This is a genomic window from Streptomyces sp. S465, from assembly GCF_026898115.1.
Lineage (GTDB): Bacteria > Actinomycetota > Actinomycetes > Streptomycetales > Streptomycetaceae > Streptomyces > Streptomyces luomodiensis.
In genome coordinates, this window is the sequence record NZ_CP114036.1 from 4627275 (window position 1) to 4642985 (window position 15711).

The 15711-nt window shown below is 70.8% G+C and carries 15 protein-coding genes; 5 read left to right on the forward strand and 10 right to left on the reverse strand.

Annotated elements, in window-relative coordinates; genetic code table 11:
• Positions 1-868 precede the first annotated feature (868 nt).
• A complete protein-coding gene (locus N6H00_RS19450; protein WP_268973055.1) occupies positions 869-2248 on the forward strand; it encodes a transcriptional regulator in 1380 nt (459 codons plus the stop codon).
• A 91-nt stretch (positions 2249-2339) separates the two neighbouring features.
• Here N6H00_RS19450 and N6H00_RS19455 read toward each other — a convergent pair whose 3' ends face one another.
• The 4 genes from N6H00_RS19455 to N6H00_RS19470 are packed head-to-tail and all read right to left on the reverse strand — an operon-like array spanning position 2340 to position 5456.
• Positions 2340-2981 (reverse strand): hypothetical protein, encoded by a 642-nt coding sequence (locus N6H00_RS19455; RefSeq protein WP_268973056.1) that lies wholly within the window; start codon positions 2979-2981, stop codon positions 2340-2342.
• Between the two features lie 16 nt (positions 2982-2997).
• The gene (locus N6H00_RS19460) at positions 2998-3450 is read right to left on the reverse strand and encodes a hypothetical protein (RefSeq protein ID WP_268973058.1); all 453 of its coding nucleotides are present in this window, start codon (positions 3448-3450) and stop codon (positions 2998-3000) included.
• Between the two features lie 32 nt (positions 3451-3482).
• Complete coding sequence (locus N6H00_RS19465) at positions 3483-5033, reverse strand: membrane-associated oxidoreductase (RefSeq protein ID WP_268973059.1); 1551 nt, start codon at positions 5031-5033, stop codon at positions 3483-3485.
• Between the two features lie 9 nt (positions 5034-5042).
• Positions 5043-5456, reverse strand: a complete 414-nt coding sequence (locus N6H00_RS19470) for a MazG nucleotide pyrophosphohydrolase domain-containing protein (RefSeq protein WP_268973060.1) — start codon at positions 5454-5456, stop codon at positions 5043-5045.
• A gap of 168 nt (positions 5457-5624) precedes the next feature.
• Here N6H00_RS19470 and N6H00_RS19475 point away from each other — a divergent pair, with 168 nt between their 5' ends.
• Positions 5625-6200 carry a TerD family protein gene (locus N6H00_RS19475; protein ID WP_268973061.1) on the forward strand — a complete coding sequence of 192 codons (576 nt, stop codon included), beginning with the start codon at positions 5625-5627 and terminating at the stop codon, positions 6198-6200.
• A gap of 530 nt (positions 6201-6730) precedes the next feature.
• Positions 6731-7147, forward strand: coding sequence for a J-domain-containing protein (locus N6H00_RS19480; protein WP_268973062.1), 417 nt, complete (start codon positions 6731-6733; stop codon positions 7145-7147).
• 86 nt (positions 7148-7233) lie between these two features.
• Here the strand turns inward: N6H00_RS19480 and N6H00_RS19485 are convergent, their stop codons facing one another.
• Both N6H00_RS19485 and N6H00_RS19490 read right to left on the reverse strand, forming a co-directional pair.
• The gene (locus N6H00_RS19485; RefSeq protein WP_268973063.1) at positions 7234-7620 is read right to left on the reverse strand and encodes a VOC family protein; all 387 of its coding nucleotides are present in this window, start codon (positions 7618-7620) and stop codon (positions 7234-7236) included.
• 125 nt (positions 7621-7745) lie between these two features.
• Positions 7746-8522, reverse strand: a complete 777-nt coding sequence (locus N6H00_RS19490) for a VOC family protein (protein WP_268977042.1) — start codon at positions 8520-8522, stop codon at positions 7746-7748.
• A gap of 284 nt (positions 8523-8806) precedes the next feature.
• Between N6H00_RS19490 and N6H00_RS19495 the strand changes: the two genes are divergently transcribed.
• Entirely contained in the window at positions 8807-10084 is a 1278-nt protein-coding gene (locus tag N6H00_RS19495; RefSeq protein ID WP_268973064.1) for a cytochrome P450, read from the forward strand.
• Between the two features lie 95 nt (positions 10085-10179).
• On the opposite strand, the gene N6H00_RS19500 is transcribed toward N6H00_RS19495, so the two are convergent.
• Positions 10180-10554, reverse strand: a complete 375-nt coding sequence (locus N6H00_RS19500; RefSeq protein WP_268973065.1) for a nuclear transport factor 2 family protein — start codon at positions 10552-10554, stop codon at positions 10180-10182.
• 106 nt (positions 10555-10660) lie between these two features.
• On the opposite strand from N6H00_RS19500, the gene N6H00_RS19505 reads away from it, so the two are divergent.
• Positions 10661-12508 carry a S9 family peptidase gene (locus N6H00_RS19505; RefSeq protein ID WP_268973066.1) on the forward strand — a complete coding sequence of 616 codons (1848 nt, stop codon included), beginning with the start codon at positions 10661-10663 and terminating at the stop codon, positions 12506-12508.
• Here the strand turns inward: N6H00_RS19505 and N6H00_RS19510 are convergent.
• From N6H00_RS19510 to N6H00_RS19520, 3 genes are all read right to left on the reverse strand, one after another.
• Positions 12414-13298, reverse strand: a complete 885-nt coding sequence (locus N6H00_RS19510) for an SURF1 family protein (RefSeq protein WP_268973067.1) — start codon at positions 13296-13298, stop codon at positions 12414-12416. The two genes, N6H00_RS19505 and N6H00_RS19510, sit on opposite strands and share 95 nt — an antisense overlap.
• Positions 13299-13542: 244 nt before the next feature.
• Positions 13543-14859, reverse strand: coding sequence for a hypothetical protein (locus tag N6H00_RS19515; RefSeq protein ID WP_268973068.1), 1317 nt, complete (start codon positions 14857-14859; stop codon positions 13543-13545).
• Positions 14856-15431, reverse strand: coding sequence for a SigE family RNA polymerase sigma factor (locus N6H00_RS19520; RefSeq protein WP_268977043.1), 576 nt, complete (start codon positions 15429-15431; stop codon positions 14856-14858). The genes N6H00_RS19515 and N6H00_RS19520 overlap by 4 nt, the downstream gene beginning before the upstream one ends.
• Between the last annotated feature and the right edge of the window lie 280 nt (positions 15432-15711).

Below are 15711 nucleotides of genomic sequence, written 5' to 3' on the forward strand. Positions count from 1 at the left end.
GTCTCGGTCGTCCGGGTGGATCCGTGCTCGCCATGCACTGCTCCTGGGCTGAGCTTCCTTGGGAGCCAATCGGGAGCCGACCCCCTTCCTGAGCCCCCCGAGAGCACGCGAAACTGACTGATGCCAGCCCGCTGAACAGGGCAAGCGACGCCTGCGCAGGTAACGATCTCACCCGAACCTAATTCGGGACGAAGAGGTCGTGGGTTCAAAGCCCGCCACCCCGACTGAAGGAACAGGCCGGAGGCCCCTCTCGTACGAGAGGGGCCTCCGGTGCGTTCGGGTGACGTGTGACACATCCCCGCCGCCGATCCGGCGGTGTGACCCCGTCGTCATCGTGGCCACCGGTGCCGCCGTACCGTCTCGTCCTCGGCTTCGCCTCGCTGATCTTTCTCCGGGGGCGTGCTCCCGGTCGGCTGTCCGTGGTGCATGACGGGCTCCCCTGCGCATTTGTCCATGATCGCGCCGGGGCGCGCCCGTGCGGCGTTAGGCATCGCTCCGCCCCGGGCGGGTCGCGGCCCTTGCGGTGAGCTCCAGCAGCAGTGCCTGGAGCATCGACGAGCGGTCGAAAGACGATGGGCCAGCGCATACGAGCTGAAGGGCGATCCGGAAGAGCCATCGGCGTATCAACTGACTGGTGCACGCTTCCCCGTTCACTGCGTCTCCACCCCCGGTTGCGTTCCTGGCGCGCCATCACGTCCAGGTGGCCGCCTACCATTGGAGGGCGTGGTGCCGGGATGGGCACAGGTGCGCCGCGGCGGACCGTGGGTACACCGGGGGCCCGAAGCGGGCGCACTTCGGGTAAAGGCTTAGTAAAGCCGCCATCGACTCCTAGCATGAGTTCCACCGGAGGAACTCGATCGGGGGCGTCATGAGCAATCGCCGAGAGCCCAATCACCAGCTCGAGGCCTTACTCGCCGAAGCGCGGTTCTCGCGCAAGGGGCTGGCCCGGCGGGTGAGTGAACTCGCGGCCACGCAGGGGCTCAGCGTGCTCTGTGACCACACGTCCGTCGCTCGCTGGCTGTCCGGTTCGGTTCCCAGAGATCCGACCCCGACGCTTCTCGCCCAGGTGTTCTCGCACCACATCGGACGCACGGTGACACCTCGCGACCTCGGCATGGAAATGGCATCCGAGGACCAGACGATCGGCCTCCGCTATCCCAGAACCCTGGGATGCGCCGTAGAAACGGTCACCCGCTTGTGGAGGTATGACGTGGAACGCCGCGGGTTTCTCACGGACTCGGTCTTCGCCGCCGGAGCCGTATCGGTCGCCAGCCGCGACTGGCTCATCGGCAGCCCGCGCGAAGACCTCAGTCAGCACAGCAGGTCCACCCGGGTGACGATGGCCGACGTGCGCGAAGTACGCGCGCTGGGCGATGAATTCGAGCGGCTCAGCCATGAGTTCGGGTCACAGCGGATCCGCCGGCACATGGTGAACTACCTGCGCTACGACGTCGGGCCGCTGCTGAAGAAATCCCGTACGGACACGGTGGGCCGGGCACTGTTGCAGACCGCCGCGGAGTTCACCGCATCGGCGGGCTATATGGCCATCGACTGCAATCAGCTGAATCTCGCCGAGCGCTACTACATCCAGGCTCTCGCCCTGGCCAGCGCCGCCGATTCACGGCATTACGGAGCGCAGGTGATGGCCACGCACATGGGCCATCTCGCGCTCTACGCCGAGCATCCGGCCGAGGCGGTGCAGCTGGCCGAGGCGGCTCGGGCCGGGGGCCGGCAGAACGGCGAGCCCCTCGGCATCGCGGTGTCCTGGGTGGTCGAAGCGCGCGGCCACGCCCGGATGGGCGACGCCCGAGCCTGCGGCCGGGCGCTGTCGGAGGCGGAACGGCACTTCGGCCGGTCGGGCCCGGCCCATGATTCACCGCCGTATCTGCGGTATTTCAAGGAGGCATATCTGGCGGATGCCTTCGCGCACTGCTTCAGGGATCTCAACCAGCCGAAGAAGGCCAGTGAGTACGCGATGGCCGCATTGCGCGATCTGCCCGCGACACATATACGCCGACGGGCCATCAACACCGGGATTCTCGCGCATGCCAATCTGTCGAAGGACGAGCCGGAGGAGGCCGCACGGCACGGTCTCGAGGCGGTGCGGCTGACACGTCAGCTGCATTCCCCGCGGGCCTTTCGCCGGATCGCCCGGCTGCGCAAGCGTTTCGATCCGTACCGGCAGGCACCGGGCGTCGCCGCGTTCCTGGAGCAGGCCGATGGTCTTGTCGCGGACGCTGCTGTCTGAGCGGCGCTGCTTTTCTGAGCGGCGCTGCCGTATGAGTGGCGCTGCTGTCTGAAAGGTGCTGCTGTGTGAAAGGTGTTGCTACCCGCATCTCTCAGAGCTGGTCGGTGAGGTCGGGGCCGAGGCCGTCGATCTCGTCGGGTTCGGCGATGCCATAGCCCTCGGCACATCCGAAGTATGTGGGTTGGCCGGGCCGGGCGGAGGTGCCGAGCAGGGAGTCGAGGGCCCGCAGGGCCGCGGCCAGGCGGGGCGCGTTGCGCCGCTGGACGTCCGGGTGGGGGACGCCCCGGAAGTCGTAGCGGCCCCAGATGTCGTGGAACACCTCGACGGCCGCCGTCAGAGCGTGGTCGTCCGGGTCGACCGTCAGCACGACGAGATCGCGCTCACGCCGCTCCCCGCCCTCGGCGTCGAACCATGTGCCCTTACCGGTGACGGCGATGGGTCCGACCTGGGCGTCCGGGTACCCCACGGGGCGGCTCCGCCGGACCCGCCGGGCCAGTTCCGCCGCGTCGAACCGGCCCATGACCGGCAGCCGCGTGAGCACGCCGATGCCGCCGACGCCATGGACGAACCACATCCACTCCAGGACGTCCGCCTCCAACAGCCCGTGCTCCCTCAGCACGGCCGACATCCGCGCCGCCGTCATCAGCGCCGGCTCCAGACCGGGGGCGGCGAAGGCGTCCAATTCCCATTCCCACGAGGCGCATTCCCGCGGCGCCCGCATCAAGAAGGACATGCTTGTCTCGGTCTCTTCACCTCGCGGCCAGCCCCAGCACGGCCTCCGCGTTGGCCAGCATCCGTGCGATGTCGATGGGGAGGTGCTGGAACTCCTCCATCACGACGTCGTACGGCTCCACCCGGTGGGTCTGTCCATCGCGGCCCTCGGTCTCGATGAGATAGCGGTAACCGGCCGGGGAGCTCCGGTCGCCGACTCTCTTCCAGGCCGCTCCATGGCGTCGTACCAGCACATCGCCCAGGTAGGAGGTCAGGTCCGTGTGCAGCGTGATCCAGTCCGACTGCTCGAATTCACCGAGCGGCAGCCGGTCCACATAGTGCTGAAGGCCGGGCATGAGCGCCAAGGCGTCCTCCGCGTACCGCGCGGGCGCCACCCCGAGCATCATCGCGAGGCCGACGACGTTGCGGTGCGCCCCTTCCGCCCACTCCACGGCCTCCGCGGCCGCCCCCTCCGGTGTTGTGTTCCGCATCCGCACAGCATTTCAGCCACGCCGGCCGACCGCTATGGCCGACTCAGTGAGCGGGTGATGCCCGCCGCGATGGTGGTGGCCAGGATCCAGCCGGTGACGATGAGGGTGTAGGAGAGCCACTGGCACCAGCCCTGTGGTGCGAAGGCCGACTGCTGACCGAAATCGGTGATCGGCAGCAGCAGGTCCACGGTGTAGAAGACGGGGTTGAAATCGGGGGCCTCATCCGCCTTCAGGGGACGGGGCCGGTCCAGGGTGAAGGCGATGGCGCCGGTGAGGAGGAGGGCCAACAGCCATCCGGCGGCGCGCAGGGGACGGAAGCCGTAGCCGACGGTGATGTCCTGGAGGTGGCCCCAGGCCCTGGCGTACGGGGGGAGGGTGCGGCGGTGCCTGCGGAGCTTGGCGAGTTGGACGGTGCGGGCGGCGGCGTCGTCGCCCGCAGTGCGGTAGGCGGCGGTCAACTGCTCGTAGGCGTACGGCAGATAGCCCGACTCCTCGCGCTCCAGCAGCGGCAGACGCTGTTCGGCGGGGAGGTCGGGAGTGAGTCTGCGATAGCTGAGGCCGTCGATCCTGACCCGGTCGGGCCAGGTCTCCGGGGCGATGTGCAGCAGATCGGCCTGGCAGCCACGGAGGTTCACCGTGCCCTCGATCGGGGCGGCCGCGCGCAGCCACAGCTCACCTATCACACAGCTGCTGGCGCGCAGGGCCTGGCCGCCGGGGTTGGAGAGCCGGGCGTAGGCGAGGTTCAGGTGACGGGGGATTCTGGCGCCGCTGATGTTGACGCGGCCATGGGCGCGCAGCCGCATCGCGCGCAGGTCGGTGCCGACCGACAGGGTCTCGGCGTGCAGGGCGTTGTGGCCGGGGTGGTGCAGTACGGCGTCGTCGAGATTGACCTCACCGGTGACGGCGGCCCCGTTCAGCCGGACCTGGCCGTGGGACACGAGCCCGGCGGCGGCTATGTCGTTGCCCACGACCACATGGTTGAGCTCCAGCGCCGGCTCCTGGAGTGTGTCGGGGTCCGGGGTGCCAGGGGTGTGCTGCCCACTGGGTGCGGTGTGCGATCCATCGGGGTTGTCGGGTCCGTCAGGGGCTTCCGGGGAGACGCCCAGACGCGCTCCGTCGAGGAAGATCGCCCCGGCGATCTGGGATCCCGCGAGCCTTACGGGGCCCGCGATACGGCAGCGGCTCATCCGCAGCACCCCCTCGACGCGGAGCGCTCCCGCGGTGAGGGCGGGCAGCACGGAATCGCTGAGCACCAGGGCGCGCAGCTGCGCCCCGTAGAGCATCGGGCCTTCGGTGAAGTGGCAGGAGCGCAGCCGTATGGAGTGCTGGACCACCCCGTATCGGAGGTCGAGGCGCCCGGTGATGCGCGCACCCGCCAGCTTCAGCCCCGCTATCTCCCCGCTCCGGCTCTCCCCGCCGACCAGCAATGCCCGCAGCACCTCGGCCCGTACGGTCCGCTCGGGACCCCATGCCGCACCGGCTGCCGGGTCGTCATCGGCGCTTTCGCGCAGATCGACGCCCTCGCCCAGCGGGAACGCCGCACAGACGCGGCGCTCGGCTGGGGTCGGGTCGGCGATCTCCATCGGCGGGGCCTATTCGGCCGTGCCCGGCCGGCCCGGCCAGCCCTGGCGGCGCAGGACGGCCGGGATGTCGGGGGCCTGGTAGTGGTCGCCCTTGAGGACCTTGCCGTCGGCGCGCAGGGTGGGGCGGCCGTCGGGGCCGAGTTTGGTCATGTTGGCCCGGTGGATCTCGGCGATCACCGCGTCGAGGTCGATGCCGTGGACCAGGGCGGTGCCGTAGGCGACGTAGACGACGTCGGCCAGCTCATGGGCGAGGTGGTCGAGGGTGCCGTGGGCGCTCGCCTCGGCTACTTCGGCGCACTCCTCGGCCAGCAGGTTCTGGCGGTGGGCGGCGAGTTGCGGTGGGACCTCGGTGGGGGTCGTACGGGCGTCGAGGCCGAAGGCCAGGTGGAATTCGCGGACGAGGTCGGCGGGAGAGGGACGCATTCGTCCGATCGTACGTGTGCGCTGTGCGCTCCCGCCGGATCACGCCAATCCCCCGCCCCCCGCCAATCTCGCGCCGGCTCTCGCACCGGCTCCCGCGCCTCCGGCTCCGCCAACTTCTACAGTGTTGTAGATTTTGGAGACCGGTCCATCGAGTACCAGGAGGAGATCGTGGGAGTTTCCCTGTCCAAAGGCGGCAATGTCTCGCTGAGCAAGGAGGCGCCGGGCCTGAGCGCGGTCGTCGTCGGCCTGGGCTGGGACGTGCGGACGACGACGGGCACCGACTACGACCTCGACGCGAGCGCCCTGCTGTGCGACGAGGCCGGGAAGGTGGCGTCCAACCAGCACTTCGTCTTCTACAACAACCTCACCAGCCCCGACGGTTCGGTCGAGCACACCGGCGACAACCTGACCGGTGAGGGCGAGGGCGATGACGAGGCCATCAAGGTCAACCTGGCCGCGGTGCCCGCCGAGATCGCCAGGATCGTCTTCCCGGTCTCCATCCACGACGCCGACAGCCGCGGCCAGAGCTTCGGCCAGGTCCGCAACGCCTTCATCCGGGTGGTCAACCAGGCCGACAACGCCGAACTCGCCCGCTACGACCTGAGCGAGGACGCGGCGACCGAGACGGCGATGGTCTTCGGCGAGCTCTACCGCCATGGCGCGGAGTGGAAGTTCCGCGCGGTCGGCCAGGGGTACGCCTCGGGTCTGGCGGGCATCGCCTCCGACTTCGGCGTCAACCTCTGATCCCGGTCTCCGGCCCCCGGGACGGCCTTACCCCTGGTCGTCGAGCGCGTCGGTGACCGTGCGGGTCCCCTGGAGGGCGGCCGGCAGGTCCCTGGGCGTGGTGGCGTCGCCGACGGTACGGACAGCCGGAGCGTGGTGTGCGGCCAGTGTCCCAGCAGGACCACCTGATGGCCTCCTCCCGCCGCCTCGTCGGCTCCCTGGAGGCCGGCGGCGCCGGAGCCCAGGGCGGTGAACCGCGAGGGAGGTACGGGGGACGCGCCGACCGACGAGGCTCGGCCGCCGCGTCCCCAGCCCGGGTCGACCGGGCAAGCCGTGGTGCGGCCCGCGTGCGCCTCGCCCCAGCAGGCATCGCAGTAGACGCAGGGCCGGATCTCCGCCTCCGGTCCCGCCCGTGTCCTCGCCGGGAGGGCGGCGTCCGCGCTCATGCCCATGCCGGGGACCGGCACCCCCGCCCCCGGCCGGACGCGCCGGGACCGCTGCCCGTCCGCGCCCTGTAGCACCTTTCGCGCCGCCCGAGAGACAATGCGAGGGTGACCGAGCGCAAGCCTCCGGGCATCAGCTTCGAGACCTGGGCCGACCGGCAGATCCGCGAGGCGGAGGAACGCGGCGCGTTCGCCGACCTCCCCGGCAAGGGAAAGCCTCTCCCCGGCCTCAACAGGCCCTATGACGATCTGTGGTGGGTCAAGGAGAAGATGGCCCGCGAGAATCTGTCGTTCCTGCCCCCGACACTCGTGCTGCGCAAAGAGGCGGAGGACGCGCTCGCCGCCGTCGAGAAGGCACCGTCGGAGCGGGTGGTGCGGGAGATCCTCGCGGACGTCAATGACAAGATCCGTGAGGCGATCCGGCGGCCCCCGCCCGGCCCGCCGCTCAATCTCGCCCCCTTCGACATCGACGAGATCGTCCGGGAGTGGCGAGAGCGCCGGGACCCGCCCGCGCACGAGGACTGACCGCTGCGCAAGCGGCCACGAAGACGGCCGGGACGCCATACGCCCCGGCCCGTCACCGTTGGTTCAGGGTCGCCCGTCGCCCGGAACTACTCCTCGTTGCCGTACGGGCGGGTGATGATCTCCATGCCATGACCGGCCGGGTCCAGGAAATACAGCCCGCGCCCGCCGTAATGATGGTTGATCTCGCCCGGCTGCTTCAGATGGGGATCGGCGTAGTACGTGACCCCCTGCTCCCGGATCCGCGCGAAGGCCGCGTCGAACTCCTCGTCCGAGATGAGGAACGCGTAGTGCTGCATGACGATCGACTCGCCGGGGATGGTGGCGAAGTCCAGGGTGACGCCGTTACTGGTCTCCACCGGAACGAACGGCCCCCACGCTTCTCCCACTTCGAGGCCGAGGATGTTCGCCAGGAACTCCGCGGATGCGTGGTTGTCCAGAGAGTGGACGATCGTGTGGTTCAACTCGACTGACACTGTGGAATGCCTCCGTAAGGCAATCTCACGGGCACCTCCATGCCTCACCCGGCCGGTGACCGACACGCGATGCCGTACCTCCGATGTTAGGCGGCACCGCATACCGCCGTCGAGGCCGTGGACGCTCAGCTCCGGTCCGCGGAATCCCCGGCGTCGGGCAACTTCTTGACGGCCGCCACATAGAAGATCCCGCCCTCCGGGTCGCGCAGCGCCGCGATGCGCCCATAGGGGGTGTCGATGGGCTGGGAGAGCACGCCGCCGCCGAGCTCCACGCCGCGTCCGGCCACCTCGTCGACGTCCTTCACACAGAAGTAGACCCGCCAGCGGGGCCGGACGTTCGGGTCCGGGGCGGCCTCGATGGCGCCGCCGCGCAGCCCGGCGACCGCCTTACCGTCGATATGGAGGACCACCCGGTCGTGTTCGAAGCGGACGTCGCAGCGCTCCCGCTCATGGCTGTCCCAGCCGAAGACCTGCCCGTAGAAGAGCGCCGCCTCGAAGGCGTCGCGGGTGCGCAGCTCCAGCCATACGGGCGCGCCGGGTCTGCGCTCGCCCCACCAGGCGGAGGTCAGATCGCCCTCCCAGATGCCGAAGTTGGCCCCGTCCGGGTCGGCCGCCCAGGCCACCCGGCCGCTGCCGAACTCCAGCGGCCCGACCGCGACCGTGCCCCCGCGCTCCTGGATGCGCGAGGCCACCTCGTCCGCGCTGTCCGCCGCGAAGTACGTGGTCCAGGTGACCGGGAGGGCCACACCCGCCGACGGGGACGAGCCGCCGATGCCGACGGTCGGTACGCCTCCCTCGGTGTACGCGATGGTGTAACGGCCGTGACCCTGCCGGGTGGGACGGAAGCCCCATCCGAAGAGCTCTCCGTAGAAGGCGTGCGCGCGGTTCAGGTCCGCCGCCATGAGACTCACCCAGCACGGCGCGCCCTGGACGGCACGGAACCTCTCCCGCAAGGCCGCTCACCTCACTCGTTTCCCCGGGGACGCCGCGGACGTCCCGCGGGCAGCCGTCATCGCTCGCGCTTCAGGCCCGATATCTCCACTTTCCTCCGATTTCGCGTTCGGCGCCACCTTGATGGCCCTCGGCGCGCCCCGGGGAGGGAGCGGGCCCGTTGTGGCGCATCACACCGGGGCACGTCCGACACCGGGGCGTGGCCGATCGGCCGCGGCAGGGCAGTATTGCGCCCATGTCGAATCTCCGCTCAAACATCGTTTCCTGGCTGGGCCGCAAGTATTTTTCGAGAATCCAGAAGAACGGCTTCGATCTGTCCAAGATGTCGTTCCTCCCGGACGCCACGCTGGCGCCGCTGCGCCGCGACGGTCTCGACCCCGTGGCCGACCTGTCCCGAACCAGGGCAAAGGAACCCATCAGCAAGATATGGCTGCCTTTCGGGATCAATGCCTGGCTTGTCACCGGATATGACGAGACCAAGGCGGTGCTCGGGAAAGCGAAGGGGTTCAGCTCCGATTTCACCAACCTCGCAGAACGGAACATCGGCGTCGCCCCGCAGCAGAATCCAGGCGGTCTCGGCTTCAGCGATCCACCGACGCATACGAGACTGCGACGCCTGCTGACGCCGGAATTCACCATGCGGCGGCTCAGCAGGCTCACCCCGCGCATCCACTCCATCGTGGAGGAGCGCCTCGACGAGATGGCCACGGCCGAGGGCCCGGTGGACCTCGTACAGGCGTTCGCCCTTCCCATCCCCGCGCTGGTCATCTGCGAGCTGCTCGGCGTCCCGTACGAGGACCGCGATGACTTCCAGCGCCACAGCACGGCGCGGTTCGACCTGTTCAGCGGGGCGAACGCCTCCTTCGGCGCGATGTCGGACTCCCTTACCTATCTGCACGGAATCGTCCGGAAGCAGCGGGAGAAGCCCGGCGACGGGCTGCTCGGCATGCTGGTGAAGGAGCACGGCGACGAACTCGACGACCAGGAGCTGGCCGGGCTCGCCGACGGGGTACTGACCGGCGGTCTGGAGACGACCGCGAGCATGCTGGCACTCGGCACGCTGGTGCTGCTCCAGGCCCCCGAGCACTTCGCGGCGATACGCGACCAGGACGATGTGGTGGACCAGTTCGTGGAGGAGCTGCTGCGCTACCTCACGGTGGTGCAGGTGGCCTTCCCGCGGTTCGCCCGCGAGGACATGGAGATCGCGGGCACCCGGATATCCACCGGTGACCTCGTGCTGTGCTCGCTGAGCGGGGCCAACCGGGACGAGAAGCTGGGTCCGGACATGGAGCGGGTCGACCCGTACCGGCAGGCCCCTTCGCATCTGGCCTTCGGACACGGCATCCACCGCTGCATAGGCGCCGAGCTGGCCAAGATGGAACTGCGGGCCGCCTATCCCGCGCTCGTCCGGCGGTTCCCGGAGATGCGGCTCGCGGTACCGGCGGAGAAGCTCTCGTTCCGCAAGCTCTCCATCGTCTACGGCGTGGAGGAGCTGCCGGTGCTGCTGAGGTAGTGCCCGGAGGGGATGGCGAGGGGAGGGAACGGGGCGAACGGGAGGGGACGGGGGCGAACGGGAGGGTGGTGTGGGCCAGAGATGGCCAGGCCCGGTCAGAAGCGTTCGACGAGGTGATCGCGCTCGCGCGGGGGCTCGTACGGCGCCGGCCAGAAGTCGGTGATCGTCTGGATCCGGCCGTCCGGCGCGGCGGTGAAGAAGCTGATCGCCTGCGTCTCCTCCTCGTCCACGCTGAAGCGCACCCAGGAGACCGCCTGCGCGCCGTCGGCGACGACGCGCTCGATCTCCAGGCTCCACTCGCCGACGTGCTCGGCGTTGAAGCGGACCACTCCGTCCCGGCCGAGCACCCGCTCGCGGGTCTGCGGCAGCTCGTAGCGGACGTCGTCGGCGAGGGTGGCGCCGAATGCCCGCCAGTCCCTGGCCTGGGCCGTCGCCCAGTACGTCTCCACCGTCACGCCTATGTCGGCCATCGGCTCCCCCTCGGTGTGCGGCCGCGGTCCATCCCGCCGGGAACGTTATCCACAGGCGCAGGGCGACGCCAGCGCGCATGTCGGGGTGCGGCGCAGAATGGTGGGCATGACTGAGAGCACGGAGTCCATGCCGGACTGGGAGAAGCGCTTCCGAGCGCCGCGAGTGGGGCTGCCCGACTGGGCGGAGGAGGCCCCGGACCGCTCGCTGTTCGTCTCGAACGCCACGGGCACGTACGAGCTGTACGCATGGGACCGGGCGACGGGTGCGCAGCGGCAGGTCACGGACCGGCCGAACGGCACGACGGACGGGGTCCTGTCCCCGGACGGCCAGTGGATCTGGTGGTTCTCGGACACCGACGGCGATGAGTTCGGGGTATGGCTGCGCCAGCCGTTCAGCGGCGGCGAAGGGGGCGAGCGCCCGGCCGACGAGCCCGCGGCCCCCGGCCTCGAGCCCTCCTACCCCGCGGGGCTCGCGCTGGGCCGCGACGGCACGGCGGTGGTCGGCCGGTCCACCGACGAGGACGGCTCGACCATCCATGTGGTGCGGCCGGGCGGCGAGCCCGAGGAGATCTACCGGCACCGCGAGTCCGCCGGAGTGGGCGATCTCTCCCATGACGGGACGCTGATCGCGGTCGAGCACACCGAGCACGGCGACGCGATGCACTCCGCGATCCGGGTGGTGCGGCTGGACGGGACGGCCGTCGCGGAGCTGGACGACACCAAGGGCGGCACCGAGGAGCTGGGCCTGTCCGTGATGGGCTTCGCACCCGTCGAGGGGGACACCCGGCTGCTGGTCGGGCACCAGCGGCGCGGCCGGTGGGAGCCCATGGTGTGGGATCCGCTGACCGGCGCGGAGACCGCGCTGGCCATCGATCTGCCCGGTGACGTCGGGGCCGACTGGTTCCCGGACGGATCGGCGCTGCTGGTCGAGCACAGCCATCAGGCGCGCAGCGAGCTGTGGCGGTACGACCTCGCCTCCGGCGAGCTGACCCGCCTGGAGACCCCGGCGGGCACGATCTCGGGCGCCACGGCGCGGCCGGACGGCACGGTGGAGTTCCTGTGGTCGTCGGCCGAGAAGCCGCCCCAGGTGCGCTCGACGAGCGGGCGGACCGTGCTGGACCCGCCCGGTTTCACGGCCCCGGAGTCGGTGCCGGTCACCGACGCCTGGGTGGACGGCCCCGGTGGGCGGGTGCACGCGCTGGTGCAGAAGCCCGCGGGCGAGGGCCCTTTCCCGACCGTCTTCGACATCCACGGCGGCCCGACGTGGCATGACAGCGACGCCTTCGCGGCGGGCCCCGCGGCCTGGGTGGACCACGGCTTCGCCGTGGTCCGGGTCAACTACCGCGGCTCCACCGGATACGGGCGGGCGTGGACGGACGCGCTCAAGCACCGGGTCGGACTGATCGAGCTGGAGGACATCGCGGCCGTGCGGGAGTGGGCGGTGGCCTCCGGGCTCGCCGACCCCGAGCGCCTGGTGCTGGCCGGAGGTTCATGGGGCGGCTATCTGACCCTGCTGGGGCTCGGGACCCAGCCGGATGCCTGGGCGCTGGGGCTGGCCGCGGTCCCGGTCGCGGACTATGTGACGGCCTACCACGACGAGATGGAGGCCCTGAAGGCGATGGACCGCACCCTGCTGGGTGGCACCCCGGAGGAGGTGCCGGAGCGGTTCGCGGCCTCCTCCCCGCTGACCTATGTGGATCAGGTGCGGGCGCCGGTCTACATCTCGGCGGGGGTGAACGACCCGCGCTGCCCCATACGGCAGATCGACAACTACGTGGAGCGCCTCGAGCGGCGCGGCGCCCCGCATGAGGTCTACCGCTATGACGCGGGCCATGGCTCGCTGGTCGTCGAGGAGCGGATCAAGCAGGTGCGCTTGGAGATCGAGTTCGCCCGGCGTCATCTGGGGTCCGGTCCGCGTCCGGCGCCGCCGGAGCCGTCGGCTCGGCAGGCGTGATGCCGAGGGCCAGATCGCGGGCCGTCTCGGCCTCGCGGCGGAACAGCCGGAACCACATGAAGACCACGAAGCCCGCGAAGACGAACCACTCACCGGTGTAACCCAGGTTCTGGAACGCCTTCATGTCGAGCCCGGTGCCCTCCGCCACCTTGGGGGGCACCGGCTTCAGGGCCCCGGGAGCCTCGGCGGAGGTCACCCACGCGTCGTACACCTGGTACGGCACCAGGTTGACCAGGGAGGCGGCGCTGATCATGCCCAGCTGGCCCCGGGGCAGGCCGCCGCGCGCGCTCACCCCGTCGCTGCCCTGGTGCTCGGACGCCTGGAGCACACCGGTGACGGTCACCTCGCCGGAAGGGGGTGCCGGCACCTTGGCGGTGGCCGCCGGATCGCCGGGGTCGCCGGGGAGCCAGCCGCGGACGACGGGCAGCGCCTTGGCCCCGGCCTCGCCCCCGTCCTTGCCGTCGTCGACGCGCAGCAGGGTCAGCACGTAGAAGCCGTCGCGGCCGTCCAGCCGCCGGTCGGGCACGAGGAGTTGATGTGCGGTGTCGTATCGGCCGGTGGCGGTCGCCCGCTGGCCGGAGGTCTCGGCGGTGACCGGCAGCAGCTCGCCCAGCGGCCGGGCCGCGGCCTTCTGCTCGCGGGACGTCTCGTCGTGCTGCTCGTTGTGGGTGTTGACGCGCGTCTCGAAGCGGCTGAGCTGCCAGCTGCCCATGAAGAGGCAGACCGGGATCGCCAGCAGGGTGAACACGTTGATCACCCACCAGCGGGGTGTCAGCAGAAACCGATACACACCACCACGGTACGGGCTTGACGTCGGGGCCCCGGCGCCGGGTCCGCCCCTTACGCCCCCGCGCACCGGCCTCCCCGACCCCGCCGGGGTACGTCCGGACCGCCGTGGCGGCCGCCGGGCGGGACCGCTGTGGAGGCTGCCTGGCGGGACCGCCGTGGAGGCCGCCGGGCGCGGGCGCCCGGAAGGCCGCTGCCGTGCTCCAGCCGCTGCTCCCAGGGCTCAGCCGCTGCTCTGCTCCGGGACTCTAGGGGGACGCCAGCAGACCGGTGCGGTAGACCGTGCCGGCGCAGGCGCCGCCGATCGTCACACTCGCCGCGGCCGGATCGCCCGCCTCCGGGGTGTGGCTGACCAGGACGCTCGCGTCCTGCGGCGCACCGCCGCCACCCGGGGTGCTGCCCGGATCGCCCGTGCTGGGGTCGTCCTGCGGCGCGCCCTGGGCCGCGTCCGTGGACGGATCGGGGGTCGGCGTACCGGTGGTGGAGCAGCCGCTGGTGCCGCCGCCCGACGCCGGGATCCAGGCGAACTTGACCTCGTACGCCTGCCCCGGCTTGAGGATGAGCGTGCCCGGCTGGGTGGCGGGGTCGGGCAGCCCGGCCGCCGCGTCCCCCGCCGTATGGTCGACGACGAAGATCCGCGAGGAGTCCGCGCCACCCTGGGCGTCGGCGCCCACCGAGCCGCTGCCCTCGACCGTGCAGGTCTGGTCCGAGGTGTTCACGACGCGGAAGGCCCCATAGACCCGCCCCTCGGCGTCCGCCGTTCCGACCGACCCGGCGCCACTGCTGGTGAGCTGGGCGCGGCTACAGGTCGGGGAAGTGGCGTTCAGCGTGTTGGAGGGATCGGGGGCCGCACCGCCGGAGCCGCTCCCCTCCTCCTTCGACGGCTTGTCCTTGCCCTTGTCCTTGCCCTTGTCGCCCTTGTCCTGCTCGACCGTGTCCGAGGGCCCGTCGGAGCCCTTGCCGCCGCCGGCCTCACCGTGCCGACCGCCGTCGGCCCCGGGGGTGCGGTGGCTGCTGGCGGCATTGGCCGGGTGGTCGTTGGCGCCGTCGCTGGTGGTCGCGACATGCACCAGCGCCGGGACGGCCGCGCAGCCGAGCACCACCGTCGCCACGGCTCCCACCAGGGCCTGGCGCCGGCGCGCACGGCGGGCGGGCACGGCGCGCCGCAGCCGGTCGAGGGTCTCGGGGGACGGTTCGAGATCCTCGACGGCGTGGTGCAGCAGCCGCCGCAGCGCCTCCTCGTCGTCCCCGCCGGCCCCGTCACCACCGGACCCGTCGCCGAGCCGGGCGTGGAGAGGTGTCACCCGCCCCGTCCCGGACGGGGCCGAATCGCCGGACTGGCGAGGATTGCCGGACTCGCCAGGATTGCCGGACTGGCCAGGGTTGTCGGACTCACGGGACTCGCCGGGCTCAGAGGACTCCTCGGAGCCCGCGGACCCGGTGACCTCCCCGGCCTCCCCGGCCTCCATGGCCTCCGTGGGCCCCACCGGCTCCCTGGGTTCGGGCTCATGGCCGTCCCGCCGGCCGGGTTCCCCCGGGTCCGGCGTATGTGTGGTGTGGTTCATGCCGGAGCCTCCATGGCGACGCGGAGCGCCGCGATGCCGCGCGAACCGTACGCCTTGACCGAGCCGAGCGATATGCCCAGCGTCTCGGCCACCTGGGCCTCGGTCATATCGGCGAAGTAGCGCAGCACGAGAACCTCGCGCTGACGGCGCTGAAGTCCCCTCATCGCCTTGATCAGTTGATCGCGTTCAAGCTGTTCGTACGCCCCCTCCTCGGCGCTGGCCATATCGGGCATCGGCTTGGAGAGCAGCTTCAGCCCGAGAATGCGCCGACGCAGCGCGGAGCGGGAGAGATTGACGACCGTCTGCCGCAGATAGGCGAGGGTCTTCTCGGGATCCCGGACTCGCTTGCGCGCCGAGTGCACACGGATGAACGCTTCCTGCACGACGTCCTCGCAGGACGCGGTGTCGTCGAGGAGGAGCGCGGCGAGACCGAGCAGCGACCGGTAATGGGCGCGGTAGGTCTCGGTGAGGTGATCGACTGTGGTGCCCGCTGCCATCGCGTTGTCAGTGTCCTCGCGCCCTGTGGTGATGTGCGCGGGGCGGGCCGTCGGCCATGGCGCGATCACCGGCATGCCGCCTGGCGTGAGCGGGCGCGGGGGGCGTACCGCCGCGCTGCCGTGCCCTGAAACCGTTGCGATGCCGAATACCTCTGCCACGCTTGTTGGACACGCCGCCCCCTGTCAGGGTTGTACGCGCGAGGCACCGCTTTTGACGATGCGTTCAATGCCCCCATGCGCACCAACTCTTCCCCAATGCCCCAGTTGTCCCAGCACCCACTGCGGGGCGGCTGGAAAGACGCTCCCCGCCCGCTGCCGGTTGCAGTGGGCGGGGAGCGCATACATCGATCAGATC